20 protein-coding genes are annotated in these 20,427 nt (G+C 42.2%); 9 read left to right on the top strand and 11 right to left on the bottom strand.

Annotated features, from left to right (window positions below; all coding sequences use genetic code 11):
- Positions 1-2: 2 nt before the first annotated feature.
- From LPH68_RS00100 to LPH68_RS00050, 11 genes are all read right to left on the bottom strand, one after another.
- The gene (locus tag LPH68_RS00100) at positions 3-284 is read right to left on the bottom strand and encodes a phosphopantetheine-binding protein (RefSeq protein ID WP_008020527.1); all 282 of its coding nucleotides are present in this window, start codon (positions 282-284) and stop codon (positions 3-5) included.
- On the bottom strand, positions 277-2,127 hold the full coding sequence (locus LPH68_RS00095) for a beta-ketoacyl synthase N-terminal-like domain-containing protein (protein ID WP_151923004.1): 1,851 nt from the start codon (positions 2,125-2,127) through the stop codon (positions 277-279). Before LPH68_RS00095 ends, LPH68_RS00100 begins: the two co-directional genes overlap by 8 nt.
- Positions 2,112-2,555, bottom strand: a complete 444-nt coding sequence (locus LPH68_RS00090; RefSeq protein ID WP_008020530.1) for a thioesterase family protein — start codon at positions 2,553-2,555, stop codon at positions 2,112-2,114. The genes LPH68_RS00095 and LPH68_RS00090 overlap by 16 nt, the downstream gene beginning before the upstream one ends.
- On the bottom strand, positions 2,552-2,986 hold the full coding sequence (locus LPH68_RS00085; RefSeq protein WP_008020533.1) for a hydroxymyristoyl-ACP dehydratase: 435 nt from the start codon (positions 2,984-2,986) through the stop codon (positions 2,552-2,554). Before LPH68_RS00085 ends, LPH68_RS00090 begins: the two co-directional genes overlap by 4 nt.
- Positions 2,983-4,053 carry a methyltransferase gene (locus LPH68_RS00080; protein WP_008020535.1) on the bottom strand — a complete coding sequence of 357 codons (1,071 nt, stop codon included), beginning with the start codon at positions 4,051-4,053 and terminating at the stop codon, positions 2,983-2,985. Before LPH68_RS00080 ends, LPH68_RS00085 begins: the two co-directional genes overlap by 4 nt.
- The gene (locus LPH68_RS00075; RefSeq protein WP_151923005.1) at positions 4,040-4,975 is read right to left on the bottom strand and encodes an acyltransferase; all 936 of its coding nucleotides are present in this window, start codon (positions 4,973-4,975) and stop codon (positions 4,040-4,042) included. The genes LPH68_RS00080 and LPH68_RS00075 overlap by 14 nt, the downstream gene beginning before the upstream one ends.
- A gap of 2 nt (positions 4,976-4,977) precedes the next feature.
- Positions 4,978-5,229, bottom strand: a complete 252-nt coding sequence (locus tag LPH68_RS00070) for an acyl carrier protein (RefSeq protein WP_004305450.1) — start codon at positions 5,227-5,229, stop codon at positions 4,978-4,980.
- Between the two features lie 21 nt (positions 5,230-5,250).
- Positions 5,251-6,474, bottom strand: coding sequence for a beta-ketoacyl synthase (locus tag LPH68_RS00065; protein ID WP_008020539.1), 1,224 nt, complete (start codon positions 6,472-6,474; stop codon positions 5,251-5,253).
- A 26-nt stretch (positions 6,475-6,500) separates the two neighbouring features.
- The gene (gene fabG, locus LPH68_RS00060) at positions 6,501-7,229 is read right to left on the bottom strand and encodes a 3-oxoacyl-ACP reductase FabG (protein WP_134985046.1); all 729 of its coding nucleotides are present in this window, start codon (positions 7,227-7,229) and stop codon (positions 6,501-6,503) included.
- A 1-nt stretch (position 7,230) separates the two neighbouring features.
- Positions 7,231-8,754, bottom strand: coding sequence for a histidine ammonia-lyase (hutH, locus tag LPH68_RS00055; RefSeq protein WP_151923006.1), 1,524 nt, complete (start codon positions 8,752-8,754; stop codon positions 7,231-7,233).
- 156 nt (positions 8,755-8,910) lie between these two features.
- Positions 8,911-9,342 (bottom strand): thioesterase family protein, encoded by a 432-nt coding sequence (locus tag LPH68_RS00050; RefSeq protein ID WP_004313074.1) that lies wholly within the window; start codon positions 9,340-9,342, stop codon positions 8,911-8,913.
- A gap of 314 nt (positions 9,343-9,656) precedes the next feature.
- Between LPH68_RS00050 and LPH68_RS00045 the strand changes: the two genes are divergently transcribed.
- The 9 genes from LPH68_RS00045 to LPH68_RS00005 all read left to right on the top strand — a co-directional run.
- Positions 9,657-10,220, top strand: a complete 564-nt coding sequence (locus LPH68_RS00045) for an L-threonylcarbamoyladenylate synthase (RefSeq protein ID WP_004313073.1) — start codon at positions 9,657-9,659, stop codon at positions 10,218-10,220.
- Positions 10,221-12,014, top strand: a complete 1,794-nt coding sequence (locus tag LPH68_RS00040; RefSeq protein ID WP_004313072.1) for a chloride channel protein — start codon at positions 10,221-10,223, stop codon at positions 12,012-12,014.
- A gap of 33 nt (positions 12,015-12,047) precedes the next feature.
- Positions 12,048-13,019, top strand: a complete 972-nt coding sequence (fmt, locus tag LPH68_RS00035) for a methionyl-tRNA formyltransferase (protein ID WP_151923007.1) — start codon at positions 12,048-12,050, stop codon at positions 13,017-13,019.
- 67 nt (positions 13,020-13,086) lie between these two features.
- The gene (gene rpe, locus LPH68_RS00030; protein WP_004313068.1) at positions 13,087-13,737 is read left to right on the top strand and encodes a ribulose-phosphate 3-epimerase; all 651 of its coding nucleotides are present in this window, start codon (positions 13,087-13,089) and stop codon (positions 13,735-13,737) included.
- Between the two features lie 8 nt (positions 13,738-13,745).
- Positions 13,746-15,893, top strand: coding sequence for a ComEC/Rec2 family competence protein (locus tag LPH68_RS00025; RefSeq protein ID WP_151923008.1), 2,148 nt, complete (start codon positions 13,746-13,748; stop codon positions 15,891-15,893).
- 46 nt (positions 15,894-15,939) lie between these two features.
- Positions 15,940-16,977 carry a bifunctional oligoribonuclease/PAP phosphatase NrnA gene (locus LPH68_RS00020; protein WP_120144516.1) on the top strand — a complete coding sequence of 346 codons (1,038 nt, stop codon included), beginning with the start codon at positions 15,940-15,942 and terminating at the stop codon, positions 16,975-16,977.
- 118 nt (positions 16,978-17,095) lie between these two features.
- The gene (locus tag LPH68_RS00015; RefSeq protein ID WP_015532320.1) at positions 17,096-17,791 is read left to right on the top strand and encodes a DUF4827 domain-containing protein; all 696 of its coding nucleotides are present in this window, start codon (positions 17,096-17,098) and stop codon (positions 17,789-17,791) included.
- A 37-nt stretch (positions 17,792-17,828) separates the two neighbouring features.
- On the top strand, positions 17,829-19,217 hold the full coding sequence (gene glmM, locus LPH68_RS00010; protein ID WP_151923009.1) for a phosphoglucosamine mutase: 1,389 nt from the start codon (positions 17,829-17,831) through the stop codon (positions 19,215-19,217).
- A gap of 815 nt (positions 19,218-20,032) precedes the next feature.
- A partial coding sequence (locus LPH68_RS00005) for a two-component regulator propeller domain-containing protein (protein ID WP_230296828.1) occupies positions 20,033-20,427 on the top strand: 395 nt, incomplete at its 3' end.

The raw sequence follows: 20,427 nt of genomic DNA, 5'->3' as shown, positions 1-20,427 counted from the left end.
AGTTAAGCTTTCCGATTAGCAATGATGTAGTCAGTCAGTGTACATACCGAGTAGAAGATTTGTTTTCCTTCACTAGGATTCTCTATTTTAATGCCATATTCACGTTCCAAAATCAGGATGATTTCGAGTGCGTCAATGGAGTCAAGGCCAAGACCTTCGTCGCCAAACAGAGGGGCTTCATCGTCAATATCTTCCGGAGTGATTTCTTCAAGGTTCAACTCTTCGATTAGTTTACCTTTCACTTCGTCCATCAGTTCTCTTTTGGTTTGATCTAAATTATTCATAAATCGTTGATATATTATTAAGTTGTTTAAATTCTGCTTGGTAATGTCCGTCCAGTAGTTCGCACCAGCCTATGATGCATGTGCGTAACTTACCTTTCGCCATCACAATTCTTGCGTAATCCTCTAAGGAAGCAACGTTGGATTGCTGGCAGACAAAGAATGTATTTTCTCCCTGAATTTTGTGTCGTATACAGATTTCTCCCAATACTACATTGGGGAGAGTGTAGACAAACACGGCAGGACTGGCGGCTTTATCTCCTTCTTTATTGATGATAGCTTGATGTTTGCAGTCCGTATCCAAAGAGGAAGATGCATTGGCTAGAATGATTCCAATCTCTTTCGGTCGGTAGTTGGTATCTTTCAATAAATATCCGGCAGCTACATATCCCAGCTTACAAAGGTTATCCATCTTGTAGAACTTCATATTGTTTTCTCCCAGATGCTTGTATGCTTCCCGGATAAACGGCGCAAAGTCAGTCTCCGGAGAATTGACTGTAGCTGTTCCTTGGTTTTCTAGCACTCCCGGTTTGATCGTGACTATATTGGCTGATTCTACGGCAGCTTTACAGGATGCCGGAGAATCGGTTTTCTGTTTCAAATGAGCATCTGGGAGAGATAATACCAGTGCAGCATTACAGCCTCCGAAACCAGAAGCGGTTTTGATACAACATTTCATCGGCATCGGCTGATGAGTGCTATAAACGGTGATAGGCATGGGAACACCTAGTGTCTCATATCCTAAAGTTCCGTAGTATATTCCTTCTTTTAGTTGCTCTATGCAAAGTATGGTTTCAATAATGCCCGAAGCTCCTAATGTATGCCCGAAATAAGGCTTAAGGCTATTCACCGGAACTGCAGATAATCCTGCCAAATGTATGGCTTTGGATTCCATTTCGTCATTATAAACCGTAGCTGTTCCGTGTGCATTGATAAAACTGATATCTTTAGGAAGTGCTCCGGCTTCTTCCATTGCCTGATTGATAGCCAGCGCCAGTCCGTCTCCTGTCCGGGAAGGACCGGATATATGGTTGGCATCATTGCTGATCGCTCCTCCGGATAGAATAATATGATTTGTGTTTCCTTGCGTTTCTAAAAGAACAGCTCCACAGGCTTCGCCTAGACTTAATCCGTCCCGCTGTATATCGTATGGCCGGCATCGGTGTGCGCTGACTGACCGGAAAGACAGGAAACCGCTGGTAATAAAATGAGAAAGAATATCCCCGCCAGCGACAATCACTCGTTTGTAACGCCCTGATTCTATCCATCTCTTGGCAACAACCAGTGCCGAGACTCCAGATATACAGGCGTTGGAGATAACTTCTACCTGATTGGCTGCCTCAAAAAAATGCCCGATTCGTTCTGCCATTTTCCAAAGAAAAGTCGGACTATCGGCTGATAATTCCTGTAAAAAGGAAGGATTATCAATTGTTGATTGTACAGAACCGCTTGGCTTGTCCGAATTAGTTCTTTTTTCTTGATCGCTCAATAAATCAATATTTCCCTTCGTAGTAGAGAGCAACAAAGCACAGTCCGATTCTTGCAGATTCACTCCCGATTGGGAAATCACTTCCTGAGTAGTCAATATAAACAGTTGCTCCAACCGGGTATAAGAGGAAATATCCAGCTCCTTTGCCCGCTTTTCTAATTGTTCTTTAGCTCTCTTTTCCAACTCGACAGAATCAATCATCCCTGCCAGAATCGGACTGTCAGAAATCCGTCCGGCTTCCTGCATACGAATCCCGCTTCGATAGTCATGGATTGCTTTTTTGTTTTCCGAAATACCGAAACCTAACGAACTAATCAGCGTATGGGCTGTGATGTATATATTTAAAGGATATTCCATTTCTTTTTCCATTCCAGATAAAACGGAGGATTGATAAGCTCCAGTTCTTTATTCAGGTTCAGGAACACTTGTATGGTGCTTCCGGTGGCCACTACACTTTGGTCGGTAGCCCGGTAGATAACGTATTCGAATTTTATCTTGGCTGCCTCACAGGCAATATAGCGTGTTTCGATAATCGCTTCTTCACCAAAGGACAATGATTGCTTGAACTGGCAGGTTAAATCTACGATGGGAACCATGTAGCCTTCCCGGTAAATGCTCATATAATCCAAACCATACTGTTTGCCGAAAGCTTCCCGCCCATCTTCAAAGTAGCGCACGTACTCGCCATGCCATACAATCTGCATGGAGTCTATTTCGCTGAACCGTACTCTGAAAGTAGTCCGGTTAGTCAAAGCTGCAATCTGTTGATTTGTTTTCCGTTTCATTCTTTTTTGATAAATATTTTCATCTTACATTCAGCAATCAGCTCTTCTTCCGCTTTCACTTGTGCCGAAATTAGCGTAATATCGAATACCTCTTGTACGACGGTAATCTCTGTAAATAATTTCATTCCGGCTTCCGGCAAGTTGTAGATTTTAAGTTTGTCTACCGAACCGATAAAACCTAACGGAACTTTTTCACCCTGCCGGGTATAAATAAACCCGATACGTGCAGCCGCTGATTGTGCGATATGCTCGATAATTCCCGGCTCTTGCAGTCTGCCTGCCTCACAAAATAAATTGTCGGTAGTGACAGTCAGTCCGGAATATGAACGGTTTTCTTCAAATCCGAAGAAACTGTCCACCATAACGATTGGCGGACGCTGTGGAATCAGGTTGAGTATTCCTTCTCCTTGTATGACGGCTTCTCTGTTCATTTCAATCTGCATTGTACGATGCTGTGTCCCATTCCTAAATGGTCATGTATCTCTTCGATTTCCAATCCTGCTGCTTCGATGCATCGTTGCATATCATCCGAATGATACATCTTGCTGTTTCCGTTTGCCATCGCTGTAAAATAGAGACTGATTTGTGTCAGGCAATAAGCGGCTGTATCAAATTTCTGCCGGTTCCAGAAAGTCTCCATAATATACAGGCGGCTCTCCCGGCTCATGGAACGGGCTGCACGGGTCAATATGCTGGTAACTTCTTCTTCCGAGAAACAATCGAGGAACTGGCTCATCCAAATAGCATCGAACCCTGTCGGGAAAGGCACTTCCGGATCAAGCAGATTGGCACCATGACCGTGGATACGTGTAGCTCCGGGCAGCTCTTTGGTTTGTTGACGCATCATCTCCAATTGTTGCGGAAGGTCCATGATGGTTACTTCCACTGTGTCGTCGTAGCTTACGCATTTGGTCGCCCAACGGCCGGTATTGCCTCCCACATCCAATAAAGTCTTGGGATGACGGGCGAAGACAATTGCCAGTGCTTCATCGAACGAACAATCCGAGTAATAATGATCGAAACCGAACCAGCTCTTTTGTACCTGTGAAGGCAGACTTGACAACCCTTCATAGATAGTACTCCATTCACCGAATACTTTCAGTCCTTCAGGACGTCCGTTGGTGATGGCTTCTTCCAGATGAAACATTCCCTGATAGTTGACATCATGGTTGAAATCCATATTGACACGTACCATTTTGTCATTGAGCAGAAACCAGCCGGCTTTCGCAAGGCAGTATCGCCCTTCACGCAACAATACGGTGCCAATAGTCAATGATGCCTCCAACAATACTTGTGCGCCATAAGAGGACAGCCCACAAGCTTTGCTGATTTCTTCTTGCGTCATACCTTTGCGCTCGTCGGCCAATAACTGGAAAATACCGAATTTAAGCATAAGGCGTGATACCTGAAAAACAATAGGCCCAAAAGCTATTTCTTGTGCCAGGCGTTGTGCCTCTACCGCTGTCAACGGCTCTTTGTCATATTTATTCTGTTGCATCTTTTTGTTTCTCTTTTAAATCCGGTGACTGCTTTCCGGCAGGTTCCCAGAATGGATAATAATTGAACCATTGTTCCGGATAGCGTTTTAGTATCTGTTCCAAAGCAACAGTATATTGTTCGAGCAGAGCCATCTCCGCTTTCTTTTCTTTTATTCGTACTACCGGTTCCGCTATTATAAAATGAAAACGGTAAGTTCTTCCCGGTTCCCTCATAGCAAAGTAGAATACCACCGGAACTTTCATTCGCGAAGCCAGCAGGAAAGGACCGGCAGGGAAAGGAGCTTTCTGTCCCAGTAAAATTCCTGGCAGAAGTTTCTCTTTGTTCAGATAACGGTCGCCCTGGAAACATACATATTCTTTTTGGTTGATCGCCTCGGTTATGCGGAAAACGTGTGTCAGGTTGTCTTCATTGACAGGGATAATCTTAAACTCCTTGTCCTGACCGTTTTTCTCCAGGATCTCTTTGATTCTACGATGTTCGGCATCGTACATCACGATATTGATTTTCTTTCCGTAATCATCAAAGAAAGGAACGCCTATTTCCCAGTTTCCCACATGGGCGCCAATCATAATCACTCCCTGTTCACTGTTCAGCAGTTGCAGAAACTCCGGATACCGCTCGAATTTGAACTGATATTGATTTACTTTTCCATTACCGATGGCTACCTTGTCAATCAGGATTTGTCCTAATCGGTAATAGTTGAGTAGTAACATTTTCAAAGAATGTATCCTATTGTATTTCAGAATGTTACGGGCGTAAAACCAGGTGCTTTTGGTTGCTTTCGGAGCAAACGGTATGAAGTAGAGCACTACCAGGCTTAGAAAAAGATAAGCGGCAGTGATGCCCAGATACTTAATCAGGTAAATAAAGAATAAGTATCCGAACGTTCCTCCCCGGGTTTTGCCTTTCCACGTCGACATATTTACTTGGCTTCCTGCATACGGGTGATAACGAGATCGTAGAAGTCCTGGAAGGTTTTGATACCTGCAAAGTCTTGTCCGGTTACATTGAAACCGAAATTCTTTTCTACCAGTACCACCATGTCGACCAAGTCGAGACTGTCCAGTTCAAGAGTTTCCATTAACGGCGCATCCGGCTGGATGACGTCGATGTCTACTTCAAACTCTTCTGCCAGAGTTGTTCTTATTTTCTCAATGATTTCTTCATTTGTCATATATCTGTTTTCTTTAGTAATTTATTCTTTGATTTGGCGTATAATCAGGGTGGAATTGGTTCCTCCGAATCCAAACGAATTGGAAAGGAACGTGTCAAATTCCAGATTTACCCGTTGGGTAGGTATATTCAACTGTGCGGAAGCCTCATCTGGTTCCTCGAAATTGAGGTTGGGAGCGATGAAACCGTTGTTCATCATGAGGGTGGAGTAAATCACTTCACTGGCACCTGCCATCCACATTTCATGTCCGGTCATAGACTTCGTGGAAGTGACATACGGGTGATGTCCTTCAAATACTTCCGCAATGGCTTTCGCTTCGTTCAGGTCGCCTACCGGAGTGGAAGTGGCGTGTGCATTGATATAACTGATTTGTTCGAGTGCAATACCCGCATCTTTGATGGCCATCTGAAGAGAACGTTTCGGACCGTCCACATTCGGTACGGAGATATGATCTCCATTGGAAGAGAAACCGTAACCGATAACTTCGGCCAAAATGGGAGCTCCCCTTTTTACTGCCGATTCATAGCTCTCTAATACCAGACTGGCGGCTCCTCCACTCGGAATCAGTCCGTCACGTCGTTTATCAAAAGGTTTGGAGGCTTTCTCGGGCTCTGCTTCCTGGGTGGAAAATGCGCTTAGCCCGTCGAAACTGCCGACCGCATAAGGATTTACTTCTTGTGCACCACCGCAAAGAATACAATCCTGCAATCCTGATTTAATGAGCAGATAACCCATGCCAATAGCATGAGAACCACTTGCGCAGGCTCCGGCAATGGTGAAGTTAACTCCTCTAAGCTTGAAGATAACCGACAGGTTCATTGTCACGGTAGAATTCATCGACTGGAAAATAGAACCGGAACCTACCAACGCTGTATTTTTCTTTTCACGAATGATGTCCACTGCGTTGATAACAGGGGCGGCACTACTATCATTGCCATACAAGATACCCACTTCATTAGCTTCGAGAAAAGCCTCGTCAATACCGGCGTTGCGGAAAGCCTCCAAAGTAGCGAGATAAGCATATTCTCCCTGTTCCGGCAGGCAGAGACGTTTACGACGATCTAATAGTTTCTTCAAGTCGGGACGTTCCAATATGCCCGTTAATGCAGAAAAATAGCCCAGCTCTTTCCGTACCGGATCTATGCCAATCCCCGATTTCCCATTGTATAGTGAGTCTTTTACTTCATCCAGGTTCTTGCCGATGCAAGAGTAAATTCCCATTCCCGTGATAACAACTCTTTTCATTATTTTGTCTATTCTATGCTTTTGTTTTAAGTATATAGTCCTCCGTTGATGGAAATCACCTCTCCTGTGATATAGGATGAGGCCGGAGATGCCAGAAAACCGACGAGATCGGCAACCTCTTCCACAGTACCGAAACGTCCTGCAGGAATGTGTTTTTTCCATTCGTTCTCATCAATCCCTTCCGTCATATCCGTGCGGATAAATCCTGGGGCTACAGCGTTGACTGTTACCTTTTTCTTGGCGACTTCTTGTGCCAGTGCTTTGGTAGCGGCTATTACGCCACCTTTGGCTGCGGAATAGTTAGCTTGTCCGGGCATTCCCTGAATACCTGACAAGGATACGATATTGACAATACGTCCATAACGCTTGACCAGCATATTCTTCAATAAAGGCTGTGTCACATAAAAGAATCCGTTCAGACTGATATCGAGCACTTTGTTCCATTCTTCTCCTGTCATCCAGAGCATCAGGTTGTCTTTACGGATGCCCGCATTGTTGATCAGTACTTCGATGTATTCGTCAGGATGTTGTGACGCCCAGTTGTTCAAGGCAAGGGCAATAGCGGCAGGGTCTGTCACATCGAACTTCATGATTTCTCCGTTACTTCCTTTTTCCTGCACTAACTGCAACGTTTTTTCTGCTTCTGCGTCGTTACTCTGATAATTAATCAGTATAAAGTAGCCCATTTCCGCCAGTTTGCAACTGACAGCACGGCCGATACCTCGACTTCCTCCGGTTACTAATGCGTATTTCATTTTATTTATTTTCTTTTTTGAGATAGTTCATCATTCTTTCTATCTCTTTATATTTAGGTGTGTCATTGGTAAATACAGGGAAGAAGCTACGTATCTCTTCATACACCTGCCGGCTTTTGGGACTTAGACGATCCTGTATTTTCAGGTAGTCGATGGCTTGTGCCATTCCCATAAATTGTATAGCCATCACCTGATAAGAATTCTCAATGACTGTTTTTGCTAATAGAGCCGAGTTGGTTCCCATGCTGACAATATCCTGATTATCGTTGTTGTTAGGAATACTGTGCACATACATCGGATTTGATAATGTCTGACATTCGGCTGTAGTGGACGTTGCTGTGAATTGCGAAGCCTGCAAACCGTAGTTCAATCCAAGCACTCCCAAGTTTACAAAAGGAGGCAGGATGCCATTGATACGGTCGTGGAACAGATAATTGATCTGTCTTTCGCAAAGCATGGTCAGTTTGGTCATGGCGATTTTCAGTTTATCCATTTCGAAAGAGATGTAATCTCCGTGGAAGTTACCGCCATGATAAATATTTTGTGTGTCCGGATCGACAATCGGATTGTCGCAGGCGGAATTTATTTCGTTAATCAATACTTCTTCCGCATTCTTCAGCTCATCATAGATGGGACCGAGGATTTGCGGAACACATCGCAAGGAATAATAGGGCTGTACTTTGTGCTCGAAGATTTTTTCTTTGTGCACTTGGTTGTATAGCTCATTCTCTCTTTGAAGTACGCATTTGCTGCCCGCTACCCATTCTCTCATCATAGAGGCTATCTCTTGTTGACCTTTGTGATGCTTGGCCTCGTTTAATGCCTGTGCCATGAAATCATCATAAGAGGCGGCAATCTCATTCATCATGACAGAAGCGGCTACCGACCAACGGAGCAGCTTTTTGGCATAAATAAGATTGACGATACCGATTCCTGTCATCACAGAAGTACCGTTTGTGACGGATAATCCTTCGCGGATGCGCATTGAAAAAGGTTGCAGACCGTTTTCCTCAAGCACAGTAGCGGCATCACGCAATTTCCCCTGATAAAAAACTTCCCCTTCTCCTATTAGTGTCAGGGCAATATGAGCCAGTTGCACGAGATCGCCGCTGGCACCTACACTTCCATGTTCGGGTATGAACGGATAAATTCCACGGTTGATAAATTCACAGAGAAGAGATACCAGCTCCATGTGTACTCCTGATTTCCCCTGTAGAAAAGTGTACAGGCGGGCAATCATAGCTGCTTTTACATAAAGTTCGGGAAGTGGTTTGCCGGCACCGGTGGAATGGCTTCGAATGATATTGTACTGAAGCTCGATCAGTGACTGATCTTCTATCCGGTATTGTGCCATTGGGCCGAACCCCGTATTGATACCATAAATAATCTTATCGCTGGAAAAAGATTGTAAGAAATCGAAGCTTTCCTCTACTTTTCGGATGCATTCTTTAGAGAGTTCCAGCTTCTCATTATCAAACAATACTTTATAAAGGGTATCTAAATTTATACTTTTGTCAGCTATCATTTTCTGTACTAGATATTTTATGCCTTATTAATTAAGGTACAAAAATAGGCAATTTCTGTTATATAGCGGACATGAATTAGAATAAAACTTTTTCCGGAGAATTGGTTTTGCTTGTTTTGTTTCTCATTCGTGAGGGGGCTTTTTCAAAAAATCTATCTATGCTTTTTGCAAGTCCCGTTCTTCATATTTGCAGATCGCCTCTATCCATTCTTCTGTCAGTGGCATGGATTCATGTCTTTCAAGATCGAAAGTAACCATAACAGACTTGCAGATACATTTTACTTCATTCGTTTCTGTGTCGATAACCCGCTGGATCAGGTGAAAGCTTTTGGTGCCTATCTTAGAAACAGCAGTCTGTACGGCGATATGATCGGATGCGAATATCTGTTTGACGAAATCCGCTTCGATATGGACAACGACAATCCCGATCTTTTCCCAATCTACTCCGGGGCATACTGAAGCGAAGTATTCAGTCTTTCCTAAGTCGTAAAAGGAGAAGTAAACTGTGTTGTTGACGTGACCAAATTTGTCTACATCATTGAATCGCAATTGGATAGGTAATGTGTGATGAAATACGATTTCTTCCATTGTTTTCTCTTAAACGTTTTAAATTCGACACAAAAATGGCACTTTTGCTTTCTTGCTTGAAATTGAGGCAAAGATAGAGATTTCTAATGATTCTGCTTTCGGAGATAAGGAAGATTTTCGTTAATAATCGTTTAAAACGAAGTTTTGGGATGTTTGTCCTGTTAGGGAAACACGCTTGTAATAATGTAATAGTTAAATTATTGTCTGCCAATAGTTGATTTTAAAGGGTGATTTAAAAACGTCAGGATAGATTTCACTAAATGGAATAAATGTGTTATTTTTGCGTCTTGTTCTTAACGGAAATTAATCAAGAAATGATAGAAGATATTAAAAAAGCCTGTCAGGTGATGAATGAAGGAGGAGTGATCCTTTATCCCACTGATACCGTATGGGGTATAGGCTGTGACGCGACTAATGAGGAGGCTGTACGCCGGGTGTATGAGATTAAGAAACGTGCTGATAGCAAAGCTATGTTGGTGTTGGTGGACTCTCCGGTTAAAGTGGATTTTTATGTACAGGATGTACCTGATGTAGCATGGGATTTGATTGAAGTTGCCGACAAGCCGTTGACGATTATTTATTCCGGAGCACGAAATTTAGCACCTAATCTGCTGGCCGAAGATGGCAGTGTCGGGATTCGTGTGACGAATGAAGATTTTTCCAGAAGACTCTGTCAGCAGTTCCGTAAAGCAATTGTTTCTACTTCGGCTAATGTCAGCGGGCAGCCGGGTGCTGCTAATTTTAGTGAAATTAGTGATGAAATCAAATCGGCGGTAGATTATATCGTTGGCTTTCGTCAGGATGATATGAATAAGCCGAAACCCTCAAGTATTATTAAGTTGGAAAAAGGTGGAGTGATAAAGATAATTCGCGAATAAATGAAAGGGGAAAAACTTAGTTTATTGCAGCGTTGTATCAAATGGCGGGAAGCGAACATAAAGGAAAAGCAATTTATCCTGATATTAAGTTTCCTGGTCGGAATCTTCACTGCGTTTGCTGCGTTAATATTGAAATTCTTTATCCATCAGATACAGAATTTCCTGACTAATAATTTCAATGCAACAGAAGCTAACTACCTGTATTTGGTATATCCGGTAGTCGGTATTTTCCTTGCAGGTTGGTTTGTGCGTAATATTGTAAAGGATGATATCAGTCATGGGGTCACCAAAATTCTATATGCCATCTCCCGTAGGCAGGGACGTATCAAGCGACACAATATCTGGTCGTCTACTATCGCCAGTGCCATAACCATCGGATTTGGTGGATCGGTCGGAGCAGAGGCGCCGATTGTACTGACAGGTTCGGCAATCGGTTCCAATCTCGGGAGCGTGTTTAAGATGGAGCATCGCACGTTGATGCTGCTCGTAGGTTGTGGTGCGGCAGGTGCCATTGCCGGTATTTTTAAAGCTCCGATTGCGGGACTGGTATTTACCTTGGAAGTGCTGATGATTGACTTAACCATGTCTTCTTTGCTTCCCCTGCTGATTTCTGCCGTGACAGCAGCAACTGTTTCGTACATAGTCACTGGTACGGAGGCTATGTTTAAGTTCCACCTCGATCAGGCATTCGAACTGGAGCGTATTCCTTTCGTTATCTTGCTGGGAATTTTTTGTGGGCTGATTTCGTTGTACTTCACACGTGCCATGAATTCGGTAGAAGGTGTATTTGGCAAACTCAATAACCCTTACAAGAAACTGGCTTTTGGTGGTGTGATGTTGAGTGTATTGATTTTCCTTTTCCCACCTCTTTATGGTGAAGGATATGACACGATTAATCTTTTGTTGAATGGAACGTCTGCCGAAGAGTGGGATACGGTCATGAACAACTCTATGTTTTATGGCTATGGCAATTTGTTGCTGGTTTATCTGATGCTGATTATCTTGTTGAAAGTATTTGCTTCCAGTGCAACAAACGGTGGCGGTGGTTGTGGTGGTATCTTTGCTCCTTCGCTTTATTTGGGATGTATTGCCGGTTTTGTTTTCTCTCATTTTAGCAATGACTTTGCTTTCTCCGCTTATTTGCCGGAGAAGAATTTCGCATTGATGGGAATGGCGGGAGTAATGAGTGGTGTCATGCATGCTCCATTGACAGGGGTGTTCCTGATAGCCGAGCTGACAGGTGGATATGATTTATTTCTTCCGTTGATGATTGTATCTGTAAGTTCATATCTGACAATTATTGCTTTCGAACCTCATAGTATCTATTCGATGCGTTTGGCTAAGAAGGGACAATTGCTGACACATCACAAGGATAAAGCTGTGTTGACGCTGATGAAAATGGAAAACGTGGTGGAGAAAGATTTCGTTGTCGTACACCCGGAAATGGACTTGGGCGAACTGGTGAAAGCAATTGCAGCTTCCCATCGAAATGTCTTTCCGGTGACAGATAAGAAAACGGGTGAATTGTTGGGAATTGTATTGCTCGACGATATTCGCAACATCATGTTCCGGCAAGAACTTTATCATCGTTTCACTGTTAATAAATTGATGATATCTGCTCCTGCCAAAATCTTCGATACGGATGGAATGGAGCAGGTTATGCAAACATTTGACGATACGAAAGCCTGGAATCTTCCGGTTGTAGATGAGGAAGGCCGCTATCAGGGATTTGTCTCTAAATCAAAGATATTTAATTCGTATCGGCAAGTGCTGGTACATTTTTCAGAAGACTAATCTGTGCCTAAGTAATGATAACAGATTTAAAATATGAAGAAAGAAAATTTAAGAATAGTATATATGGGAACTCCCGATTTTGCGGTAGAGGCCCTGCGCCAATTGGTAGAAGGCGGTTATAATGTAGTGGGTGTGATTACAATGCCCGATAAACCTGCCGGACGCGGACATAAGATTCAATATTCTCCTGTCAAACAATATGCGCTCGAACAGAATTTACCGTTGCTTCAACCGGAAAAGTTGAAAGATGAAGCTTTTGTGGAAGCGTTGCGTGAGTGGAAAGCGGATTTGCAGATTGTAGTTGCTTTCCGTATGTTGCCGGAAGTGGTATGGAATATGCCGCGACTGGGTACATTTAATCTTCATGCTTCTTTACTTCCTCAATATCGTGGAGCTGCTCCTATCAACTGGGCGGTTATCAACGGTGATACGGAAACCGGGATTACGACTTTCTTTTTGAAGCATGAGATAGATACCGGAGAGGTCATTCAACAGGTACGTGTGCCTATTGCAGATACGGATAATGTAGAAGTGGTACATGATAATTTGATGATGTTGGGAGGAAAACTGGTTCTTGAAACAGTAGATGCTATACTGAATGGAACGGTCAAACCAATTCCTCAAGAAGAAATGGCAGTTGTCGGTGAACTCCGTCCTGCTCCGAAGATATTTAAAGAAACTTGCCGGATTGACTGGAACCAGCCGGTGAAGAAGATCTACGATTTTATCCGTGGACTATCACCTTACCCCGCTGCCTGGAGTGAACTGATTGCTTCCGAAAAAGCAGAAAGTGTGGTCGTGAAAATATTTGAAAGTGAGAAAGTTTATGAATCACATCAATTGGCTGCCGGAACAATCGTAACTGATGGCAAGAAATTTATGAAAGTAGCTGTACCGGATGGATTTGTATCTATTCTTTCTTTACAATTACCCGGTAAAAAACGACTGAAAACAGATGAGTTGCTTCGTGGTTATCACCTGGAAGATGGGTGTAAGATGAAGTGATCTGACAATAAGATAGAATAAAAACCGTCCCGAACACGAGACAATTAGAACCTAAAATAAAAGAATTATGAAACCGATTATCGCTCCTTCTATTCTTTCTGCCGATTTTGGATATTTGGCAAAGGATATTGAAATGGTAAACCGCAGTGAAGCGGAGTGGGTACATATTGATATTATGGACGGAGTATTTGTTCCGAATATTTCATTTGGCTTTCCGGTACTGAAATATGTAGCGAAGTTAAGTAAGAAGCCGTTGGATGTGCATTTGATGATTGTGAATCCGGAGAAATTCATTCCGGAAGTAAAAGCATTGGGTGCTCATACGATGAATGTGCATTATGAAGCTTGTCCACATCTGCATCGGGTGATTCAACAAATCAGAGAAGCCGGGATGCAGCCTGCTGTAACGATCAATCCTGCTACTCCTGTAGCTCTTCTGCAAGATATTATCCGGGACGTGTATATGGTGCTTATCATGAGCGTGAATCCGGGATTTGGCGGGCAGAAGTTTATCGAACATTCGGTAGAAAAAGTTCGTGAACTGCGTGCCTTGATTGAACGGACAGGTTCGAAAGCCCTGATTGAAGTAGACGGTGGCGTGAACCTGGAAACAGGGGCCCGTTTGGTTGAGGCGGGAGCCGATGCGCTGGTGGCTGGAAATGCTGTCTTTGGTGCACAGGATCCGGTAGAAATGATTCGTCAGTTGCACGAACTGTAACTAATCTATTGAATTCCTTTTATATCCATCGATATCCATTTATACGCCTGCTTATCCCCTGGATAGCAGGCATTTTTTGTGGAGATCATTTTTTTGACCGTTCATGGGCCCCCCTTTGTGGTATTCTCTTCTTTGGCTTTTTTGCTGCATTGTCTTTTGCTCTTTATTTTCTGAAGCGCTATTCGCTGCGATGGTGTTTTGGGATAGCTATCTCCGCTCTTTGTTTTACGGGAGGATGGCTTGGGATGACTGGACAATTGCAACAGGCTGTCTGCTCTTTTCCGAAAGAAGAAACAGTGTACCGGGTTTTGATAACGGATGCGCCTCAACCTAAAGAACATACTTACCTCTGTCAGGCATTATTGAAAGAACGTCGTGATACTGCGGGCATATATCCGATAGGACATACTGCGGTTCTTTATCTACAGCAAGATTCGTCTGCCTCCCGTTTGAAGAGTGGAGATGAACTGCTGATTTCTGCCCGCATTTCTCCTCCTCTCAACAATCGAAACTTTGATGAATTTGATTATGCCCGCTTCCTGATGCGGAAAGGCATTAGCGGAACAGGATATGTTGCATCCGGGAAATGGACAATCTTATCTTCAAGCAAACCACCTTTATCTTCTGCTAATCCATCCATCTCTTTACGACAAGACGGAATGAATAACTTTGACCTCAAAAGTACAGCCAGCTCTTGTAGAAGAAACGTGGTTTCACTTTATCAGGGACTGGGATTCAACGGGGATGAACTGGCAGTACTTTCAGCACTAACAATAGGAGATAAGACAGAATTAAGTGATTCGGTTCGTGAAAGTTATTCGGTGGTCGGTGCAAGCCATATTCTTGCTTTATCCGGTTTGCATATCGGACTTTTATATACAATGCTTTTTTTCATTCTGAAACCTATTGCCCGAAGAGGAAATATAGGTAGATGTGTGCGTTCTGTTTTTCTTCTTGTCTTATTGTGGACCTTTGCTTTTTTTACAGGGCTTTCTCCGTCGGTAGTACGTTCGGTCAGTATGTTTTCGATTTTAGCTATGGCGGATATGGTTGGTCGTGAACCTTTATCTTTAAATACATTGGCGGTAGCTGCGTGGTTGATGTTATTCTGCAATCCTGCATGGCTGTTCGATGTTGGTTTTCAGCTCTCTTTCCTTGCTGTTGCTTCTATCTTGCTTATTCAAAAGCCGATCTACCATTTGATTACCGTGAAAAGTAGAATAGGAAAGTATGTTTGGGGACTCATGAGCGTGTCTATTGCCGCACAAATAGGAACAGCTCCGCTTGTTCTGTTTTATTTCTCTCGATTCTCCGTGCATTTTCTATTGACGAATTTAGTTGTTATTCCTTTGATTACGATTATCTTATATGCTGCTGTCGTAATGCTTCTTCTGACTCCTTTCTCCTGGCTTCAGATAGAAGTAGCCGGAGGTGTTAAGAAGCTGTTGGAAGGACTTAATTTCTTTGTCCGATGGGTAGAACAGCTTCCTTACGCTTCTATAGATGGAATTTGGCTTTATCAGTCAGAAGTGCTAGGTATCTATATTGTCATCGCTCTGCTAACCTATTATTTCATGAATCGCCGATACCGGAATCTGCAAATCTGTCTTTTTTTTATCTTGTTGATGGGGACTTATCATGCAACGCTGTATTGGCTGGATCGTCCTCAAACGAGTTTAGTCTTTTACAATATGCGTGGTTGTCCGGCAGTACATTGCATAAAGAGTGACGGGCAATCCTGGATAAACTATATGGATACTCTCTCCAATGAAAAACGTCTGAAACACATGACAGCTAACTATTGGAAGCGTCATCACCTTCTTCCTCCCCAAGAAATAACGGCTGATTGCCGGCACGCTGAACTTAACCGTCAACAGCAGATTATATCCTATCATGGTTGTCGTGTATGTGTCATAAACGATAACCGTTGGCGAAACAAATCTACCGTTTCTCCGTTATATATTCAGTATCTTTACTTATGCAAAGGATATGACGGTCATCTGGAAGAACTCGCCCAAGTCTTTTCTTTCTCTTACGTCATATTGGACGCGTCCCTCTCGGAATACCGCAAACACCTACTTGAAAGCGAATGCAAGAAATCCGGTCTGCGATTTATCTCTTTGTCTGACGAAGGTTCTGTCCACTTTTTGCTCTAAGTACAAAGATTTATCGTACATTTGCACCTTGATAAAGTTTAAGAGTATGTTGACGAAAGTAATTGAACAAGCCAAAATAGACCATTTTTCCAAATGGTTTGAACGAGCTGACAAAATAGTAATTGTATCCCATGTTTCTCCTGACGGCGACGCTATTGGTTCATCATTGGGATTGTATCATTTCCTGGATTCACAGGAAAAAACAGTAAACGTAATTGTGCCGAATGCCTTTCCCGATTTCTTGCGATGGATGCCGGGCAGTAAGGATATTCTTTTGTATGACCGTTACAAAGATTTTGCCGATAAGTTGATAGCCGAAGCTGACGTAATCTGTTGTCTCGACTTCAATGCACTGAAGCGTATTGACGATATGGCAGATGCTGTGGTTGCATCTCCTGCGCGTAAAATCATGATCGATCATCACCTGTATCCCGAAGATTTCTGTAAGATTGTAATGTCCTATCCTAAGATTTCTTCTACTTCCGAATTGATATTCCGGCTGATTTGTCGTATGGGATATTTCAGTGATATCACGAAGGAAGGCGCAGAATGTATCTACACAGGCATGATGACAGATACAGGAGGATTCACTTATAATTCGAATAACCGGGAAATTTATTTTATCATTAGCGAACTACTTTCCAAAGGAATCGATAAGGATGATATTTACCGTAAGGTGTACAATACCTATTCCGAGAGCCGTTTGCGTTTGATGGGCTATGTACTGTCGAACATGACTGTTTATCCGGATTGTAATTCGGCATTAATCACATTGACAAAAGCCGAGCAAAGTAAGTTTAACTATATAAAAGGTGATAGCGAAGGCTTCGTAAACATCCCCCTTTCCATCAAGAATGTTTGTTTCTCCTGCTTCTTGCGGGAAGATACAGAGAAGCCGATGATTAAAATCTCCCTTCGTTCGGTAGGAACCTTTCCATGTAATCAGTTAGCCGCTGAATTTTTCAACGGTGGCGGACATTTGAACGCTTCGGGCGGTGAGTTTTTCGGAACGATGGAAGAGGCAAAAGCGGTCTTTGAGAAAGCGCTTGAGAAGTATAAACCTTTGTTAACAGCAAAAAGCTAAAGATGGAAGGTTAAAAGTGAATATGGAAAGGTTAAAAGATACGAACTTTCAACTTCCCCCTTTCAACTTTTAATGATTTTGAGATACATTTGTGCGGAATATAGCTAAATAACAGATAATGAAGAAACTTGTATTTTTATTTCTCTCTTTGTTAACCGCCGGAAGTCTGTTCCAGGCATGCGACAATTCGAAGACTTATGCAGAAATGCTGGAAGACGAGAAAAATGCGGTGAATAAGTTCATCAAAGATAATGATATTCGTGTCATTTCACTGGAAGAGTTCGAAAGAGACACTGTTACGGCTTCAAAAGAAGCTGGGGATGGATATGACGAATATGTTGCTTTTTCCAACGGCGTATATATGCAGATCGTAGATCGTGGCGGGAAAGAGGAAGGTGAGAATGGGGTTGAGTTTATTAATGAAGTAGACACTTTTGCTAATAATAATGTCATTTGTACTCGTTATGTAGAAAAGGATATGATGACAGGAGAGGTTACTTGTTTCAATGTACCATTAGAAGAATGGATGGATGCTCCTGATTATTATAAGTTTCCATTAACATTCCGTTATGTACAAAACGCGTCTACTGTTTATGGAATCGTTTTATCCGGTAGTTTGGAATATGATTTATTATGGGTTAATCAAGGTTATGGAACTGCAATTCCATCCGGCTGGTTGATTGCCTTACCTTATTTGCGTAATAATGCACATGTACGCTTGATTGTACCTTCTAAGATGGGGCATACAACTGCACAACAATATGTCAATCCTTATTTCTATGATATCTGGAAGTTTGAGAAAGCAAAAAGCTAAAGCACTAACATTAGATAAATCTTTTAGTTAAAAACCTATGACTCTAATCAAATCTATCTCTGGAATCCGCGGAACCATCGGCGGAGGAGCGGGAGAAGGACTGAACCCGCTTGACATTGTAAAATTCACCTCGGCTTATGCTACTTTAATTCGTAAGACCTGCAAAGCGAAGAGCAACAAGATTGTTGTGGGACGCGATGCCCGCATCTCGGGTGAAATGGTAAAAAACGTAGTAGTCGGCACATTAATGGGAATGGGCTGGGATGTAGTAGATATTGATCTTGCTTCTACTCCGACCACAGAGCTTGCTGTAACTATGGAAGGCGCTTGTGGTGGCATCATCCTGACAGCTTCTCATAACCCTAAGCAGTGGAACGCACTGAAGTTACTGAATGAACATGGCGAATTTCTGAATGCAGCCGAAGGCAACGAAGTGCTTCGTATTGCTGAAGCAGAAGAATTTGACTATGCCGACGTAGATCACTTGGGCTCTTACCGCAAAGACCTGACTTATAATCAGAAACATATCGACAGTGTATTGGCTCTCGACTTGGTAGATGTAGAAGCTATCAAAAAAGCCAATTTCCGTGTAGCTATTGACTGTGTAAACTCGGTAGGCGGTATTATTCTTCCCGAACTTCTTGAACGTTTAGGTGTGAAACATGTAGAAAAACTCTACTGTGAACCTACCGGAAACTTCCAGCACAACCCCGAACCGCTTGAAAAGAACCTCGGTGACATCATGAACTTAATGAAAGGTGGAAAGGCCGATGTAGCTTTTGTTGTAGACCCCGATGTTGACCGTCTGGCAATGATCTGCGAGAATGGCGTAATGTACGGTGAAGAATATACATTGGTTACTGTTGCCGACTATGTACTGAAACATACCCCCGGTAACACTGTTTCTAATTTAAGCTCTACCCGTGCTTTGCGTGATGTAACTCGCAAGTATGGAATGGAATACAGCGCTTCTGCCGTAGGCGAAGTAAATGTGGTAACGAAGATGAAAGCAATCAATGCTGTTATCGGTGGTGAGGGAAATGGTGGAGTAATTTATCCTGCCAGTCACTACGGACGTGATGCATTGGTAGGCATCGCATTATTCCTTAGCCATCTGGCTCACGAAGGAAAGAAGGTTAGCGAGCTCCGTGCTACTTATCCTCCTTACTTCATTGCTAAAAACCGTGTAGACTTGACTCCGGAAATCGATGTAGATGCTATCCTTGCAAAAGTAAAGGAAATCTATAAGAACGAAGAAATCAACGATATCGACGGTGTGAAAATTGACTTTGCTGACAAATGGGTACATTTGCGCAAGAGTAATACAGAACCGATCATCCGTGTGTATAGTGAAGCTTCTACCATGGAAGCTGCCGAAGAAATCGGTCAGAAGATAATGGATGTGATTAATGAATTAGCAAAATAATATCCTGTAAAATAGGATTTTATTTATAACATTTGAGTCTCGTATATCATAAAGATAACTGAATAAGTTGTCTCATTGATATACGAGACTTTTTATTAGGATGATATCCACTGAATGATAATAGTTACTCTTCTCCTTGAGAATTAACAATAAAGTTTCTTTTGATTAAGTCTAAACTTCCTTTCGTCTAATAGTAAACTTCTCTTTTGTTATTTACAAACTTAAAATGAAAGCTTCATTTTTATAAATGCAAGCTTTGTTTTTAAAAACGGAACCTTTGTTTTTATAAATGAAGCTTGCATTTATAGATTGGAAGGGATGAAAGGCAACTTTACTGTTAATAAAAAGAAAGTTTGGACTTAATCAAGAGCAACTTTTCTATTAATAGATTACATGAGAAGTAAGCAGTGTTGAGAGAGAAGTAATCAACAAAGCTTACTTCTCTGCGTCGTTAGCATAGATACACCACAAGAATATCAATTGGTATACAACTTTATAGGTCTTATATCAATGATAAACACATGGCTTAAATATGCATATTGATAAACGTACGGCATGAAAATAAAACTGATTGCATTATTTATAATGATGAGATCATTGAAAAATGGAAGAGGCAGACTCTTAGATTGTGTGAACTTAGTAGTGAAGTAATTGTTGAAAAATAGAGGTACTTGATAAAATAGAGTTGCATTTTCCGTATAAAAACGTATCTTTGTGTAAAGAGAATCAAAGACATCGATTATTAATGGCTATTTTCTTTCGCACTGCGAAACAAAACATATAAGCGATTGCCTGATATTTAATAGATGATATTAATGATTAACACAATGAAAATGCGCTTGATTTTTCCTTTTGTTCTATTGATTTATTCATTGATCTGTCAGGCAGATGGTGGTAAAGATTCATATATCTTCCGGAAAGTAGATTATCAGCAAGGATTATCTAATAGCGCTGTGCTTTGTCTTTTTCAAGACAATACAGGGTTGATGTGGTTCGGTACTTACGATGGAGTCAATTGTTATGACGGCAGAAGCATGGAAGTTTTCCGTTCCGATTTTTCAGCTCCCAAGGCTTTGAGTAACAACGTAATCCATTCTATTCAGCAGGCGGATAATAATTGTTTGTGGATTTCTGGTTCTTCGTCAAATTTGGTGGTAAATTCTTTATCTCTTTATTTCCAAGTTAATAATTATCCCTTTTTACTCACTTT

This window comes from Bacteroides sp. 1_1_30 (genome assembly GCF_020982715.1).
GTDB classification, from domain to species: domain Bacteria; phylum Bacteroidota; class Bacteroidia; order Bacteroidales; family Bacteroidaceae; genus Bacteroides; species Bacteroides xylanisolvens.
The sequence above is the reverse complement of the archived record's forward strand: the minus strand, read 5'-3'. Positions and strand labels throughout refer to the sequence as shown.

What these genes read in the sequence shown, in the direction of transcription:
- LPH68_RS00100 (WP_008020527.1), bottom strand. Translation starts at nt 284, where the DNA reads ATGAATAATTTAGATCAAACCAAAAGAGAACTGATGGACGAAGTGAAA.
- LPH68_RS00095 (WP_151923004.1), bottom strand. Translation starts at nt 2,127, where the DNA reads ATGGAATATCCTTTAAATATATACATCACAGCCCATACGCTGATTAGT.
- LPH68_RS00090 (WP_008020530.1), bottom strand. Translation starts at nt 2,555, where the DNA reads ATGAAACGGAAAACAAATCAACAGATTGCAGCTTTGACTAACCGGACT.
- LPH68_RS00085 (WP_008020533.1), bottom strand. Translation starts at nt 2,986, where the DNA reads ATGAACAGAGAAGCCGTCATACAAGGAGAAGGAATACTCAACCTGATT.
- LPH68_RS00080 (WP_008020535.1), bottom strand. Translation starts at nt 4,053, where the DNA reads ATGCAACAGAATAAATATGACAAAGAGCCGTTGACAGCGGTAGAGGCA.
- LPH68_RS00075 (WP_151923005.1), bottom strand. Translation starts at nt 4,975, where the DNA reads ATGTCGACGTGGAAAGGCAAAACCCGGGGAGGAACGTTCGGATACTTA.
- LPH68_RS00070 (WP_004305450.1), bottom strand. Translation starts at nt 5,229, where the DNA reads ATGACAAATGAAGAAATCATTGAGAAAATAAGAACAACTCTGGCAGAA.
- LPH68_RS00065 (WP_008020539.1), bottom strand. Translation starts at nt 6,474, where the DNA reads ATGAAAAGAGTTGTTATCACGGGAATGGGAATTTACTCTTGCATCGGC.
- fabG (WP_134985046.1), bottom strand. Translation starts at nt 7,229, where the DNA reads ATGAAATACGCATTAGTAACCGGAGGAAGTCGAGGTATCGGCCGTGCT.
- hutH (WP_151923006.1), bottom strand. Translation starts at nt 8,754, where the DNA reads ATGATAGCTGACAAAAGTATAAATTTAGATACCCTTTATAAAGTATTG.
- LPH68_RS00050 (WP_004313074.1), bottom strand. Translation starts at nt 9,342, where the DNA reads ATGGAAGAAATCGTATTTCATCACACATTACCTATCCAATTGCGATTC.
- LPH68_RS00045 (WP_004313073.1), top strand. Translation starts at nt 9,657, where the DNA reads ATGATAGAAGATATTAAAAAAGCCTGTCAGGTGATGAATGAAGGAGGA.
- LPH68_RS00040 (WP_004313072.1), top strand. Translation starts at nt 10,221, where the DNA reads ATGAAAGGGGAAAAACTTAGTTTATTGCAGCGTTGTATCAAATGGCGG.
- fmt (WP_151923007.1), top strand. Translation starts at nt 12,048, where the DNA reads ATGAAGAAAGAAAATTTAAGAATAGTATATATGGGAACTCCCGATTTT.
- rpe (WP_004313068.1), top strand. Translation starts at nt 13,087, where the DNA reads ATGAAACCGATTATCGCTCCTTCTATTCTTTCTGCCGATTTTGGATAT.
- LPH68_RS00020 (WP_120144516.1), top strand. Translation starts at nt 15,940, where the DNA reads ATGTTGACGAAAGTAATTGAACAAGCCAAAATAGACCATTTTTCCAAA.
- LPH68_RS00015 (WP_015532320.1), top strand. Translation starts at nt 17,096, where the DNA reads ATGAAGAAACTTGTATTTTTATTTCTCTCTTTGTTAACCGCCGGAAGT.
- glmM (WP_151923009.1), top strand. Translation starts at nt 17,829, where the DNA reads ATGACTCTAATCAAATCTATCTCTGGAATCCGCGGAACCATCGGCGGA.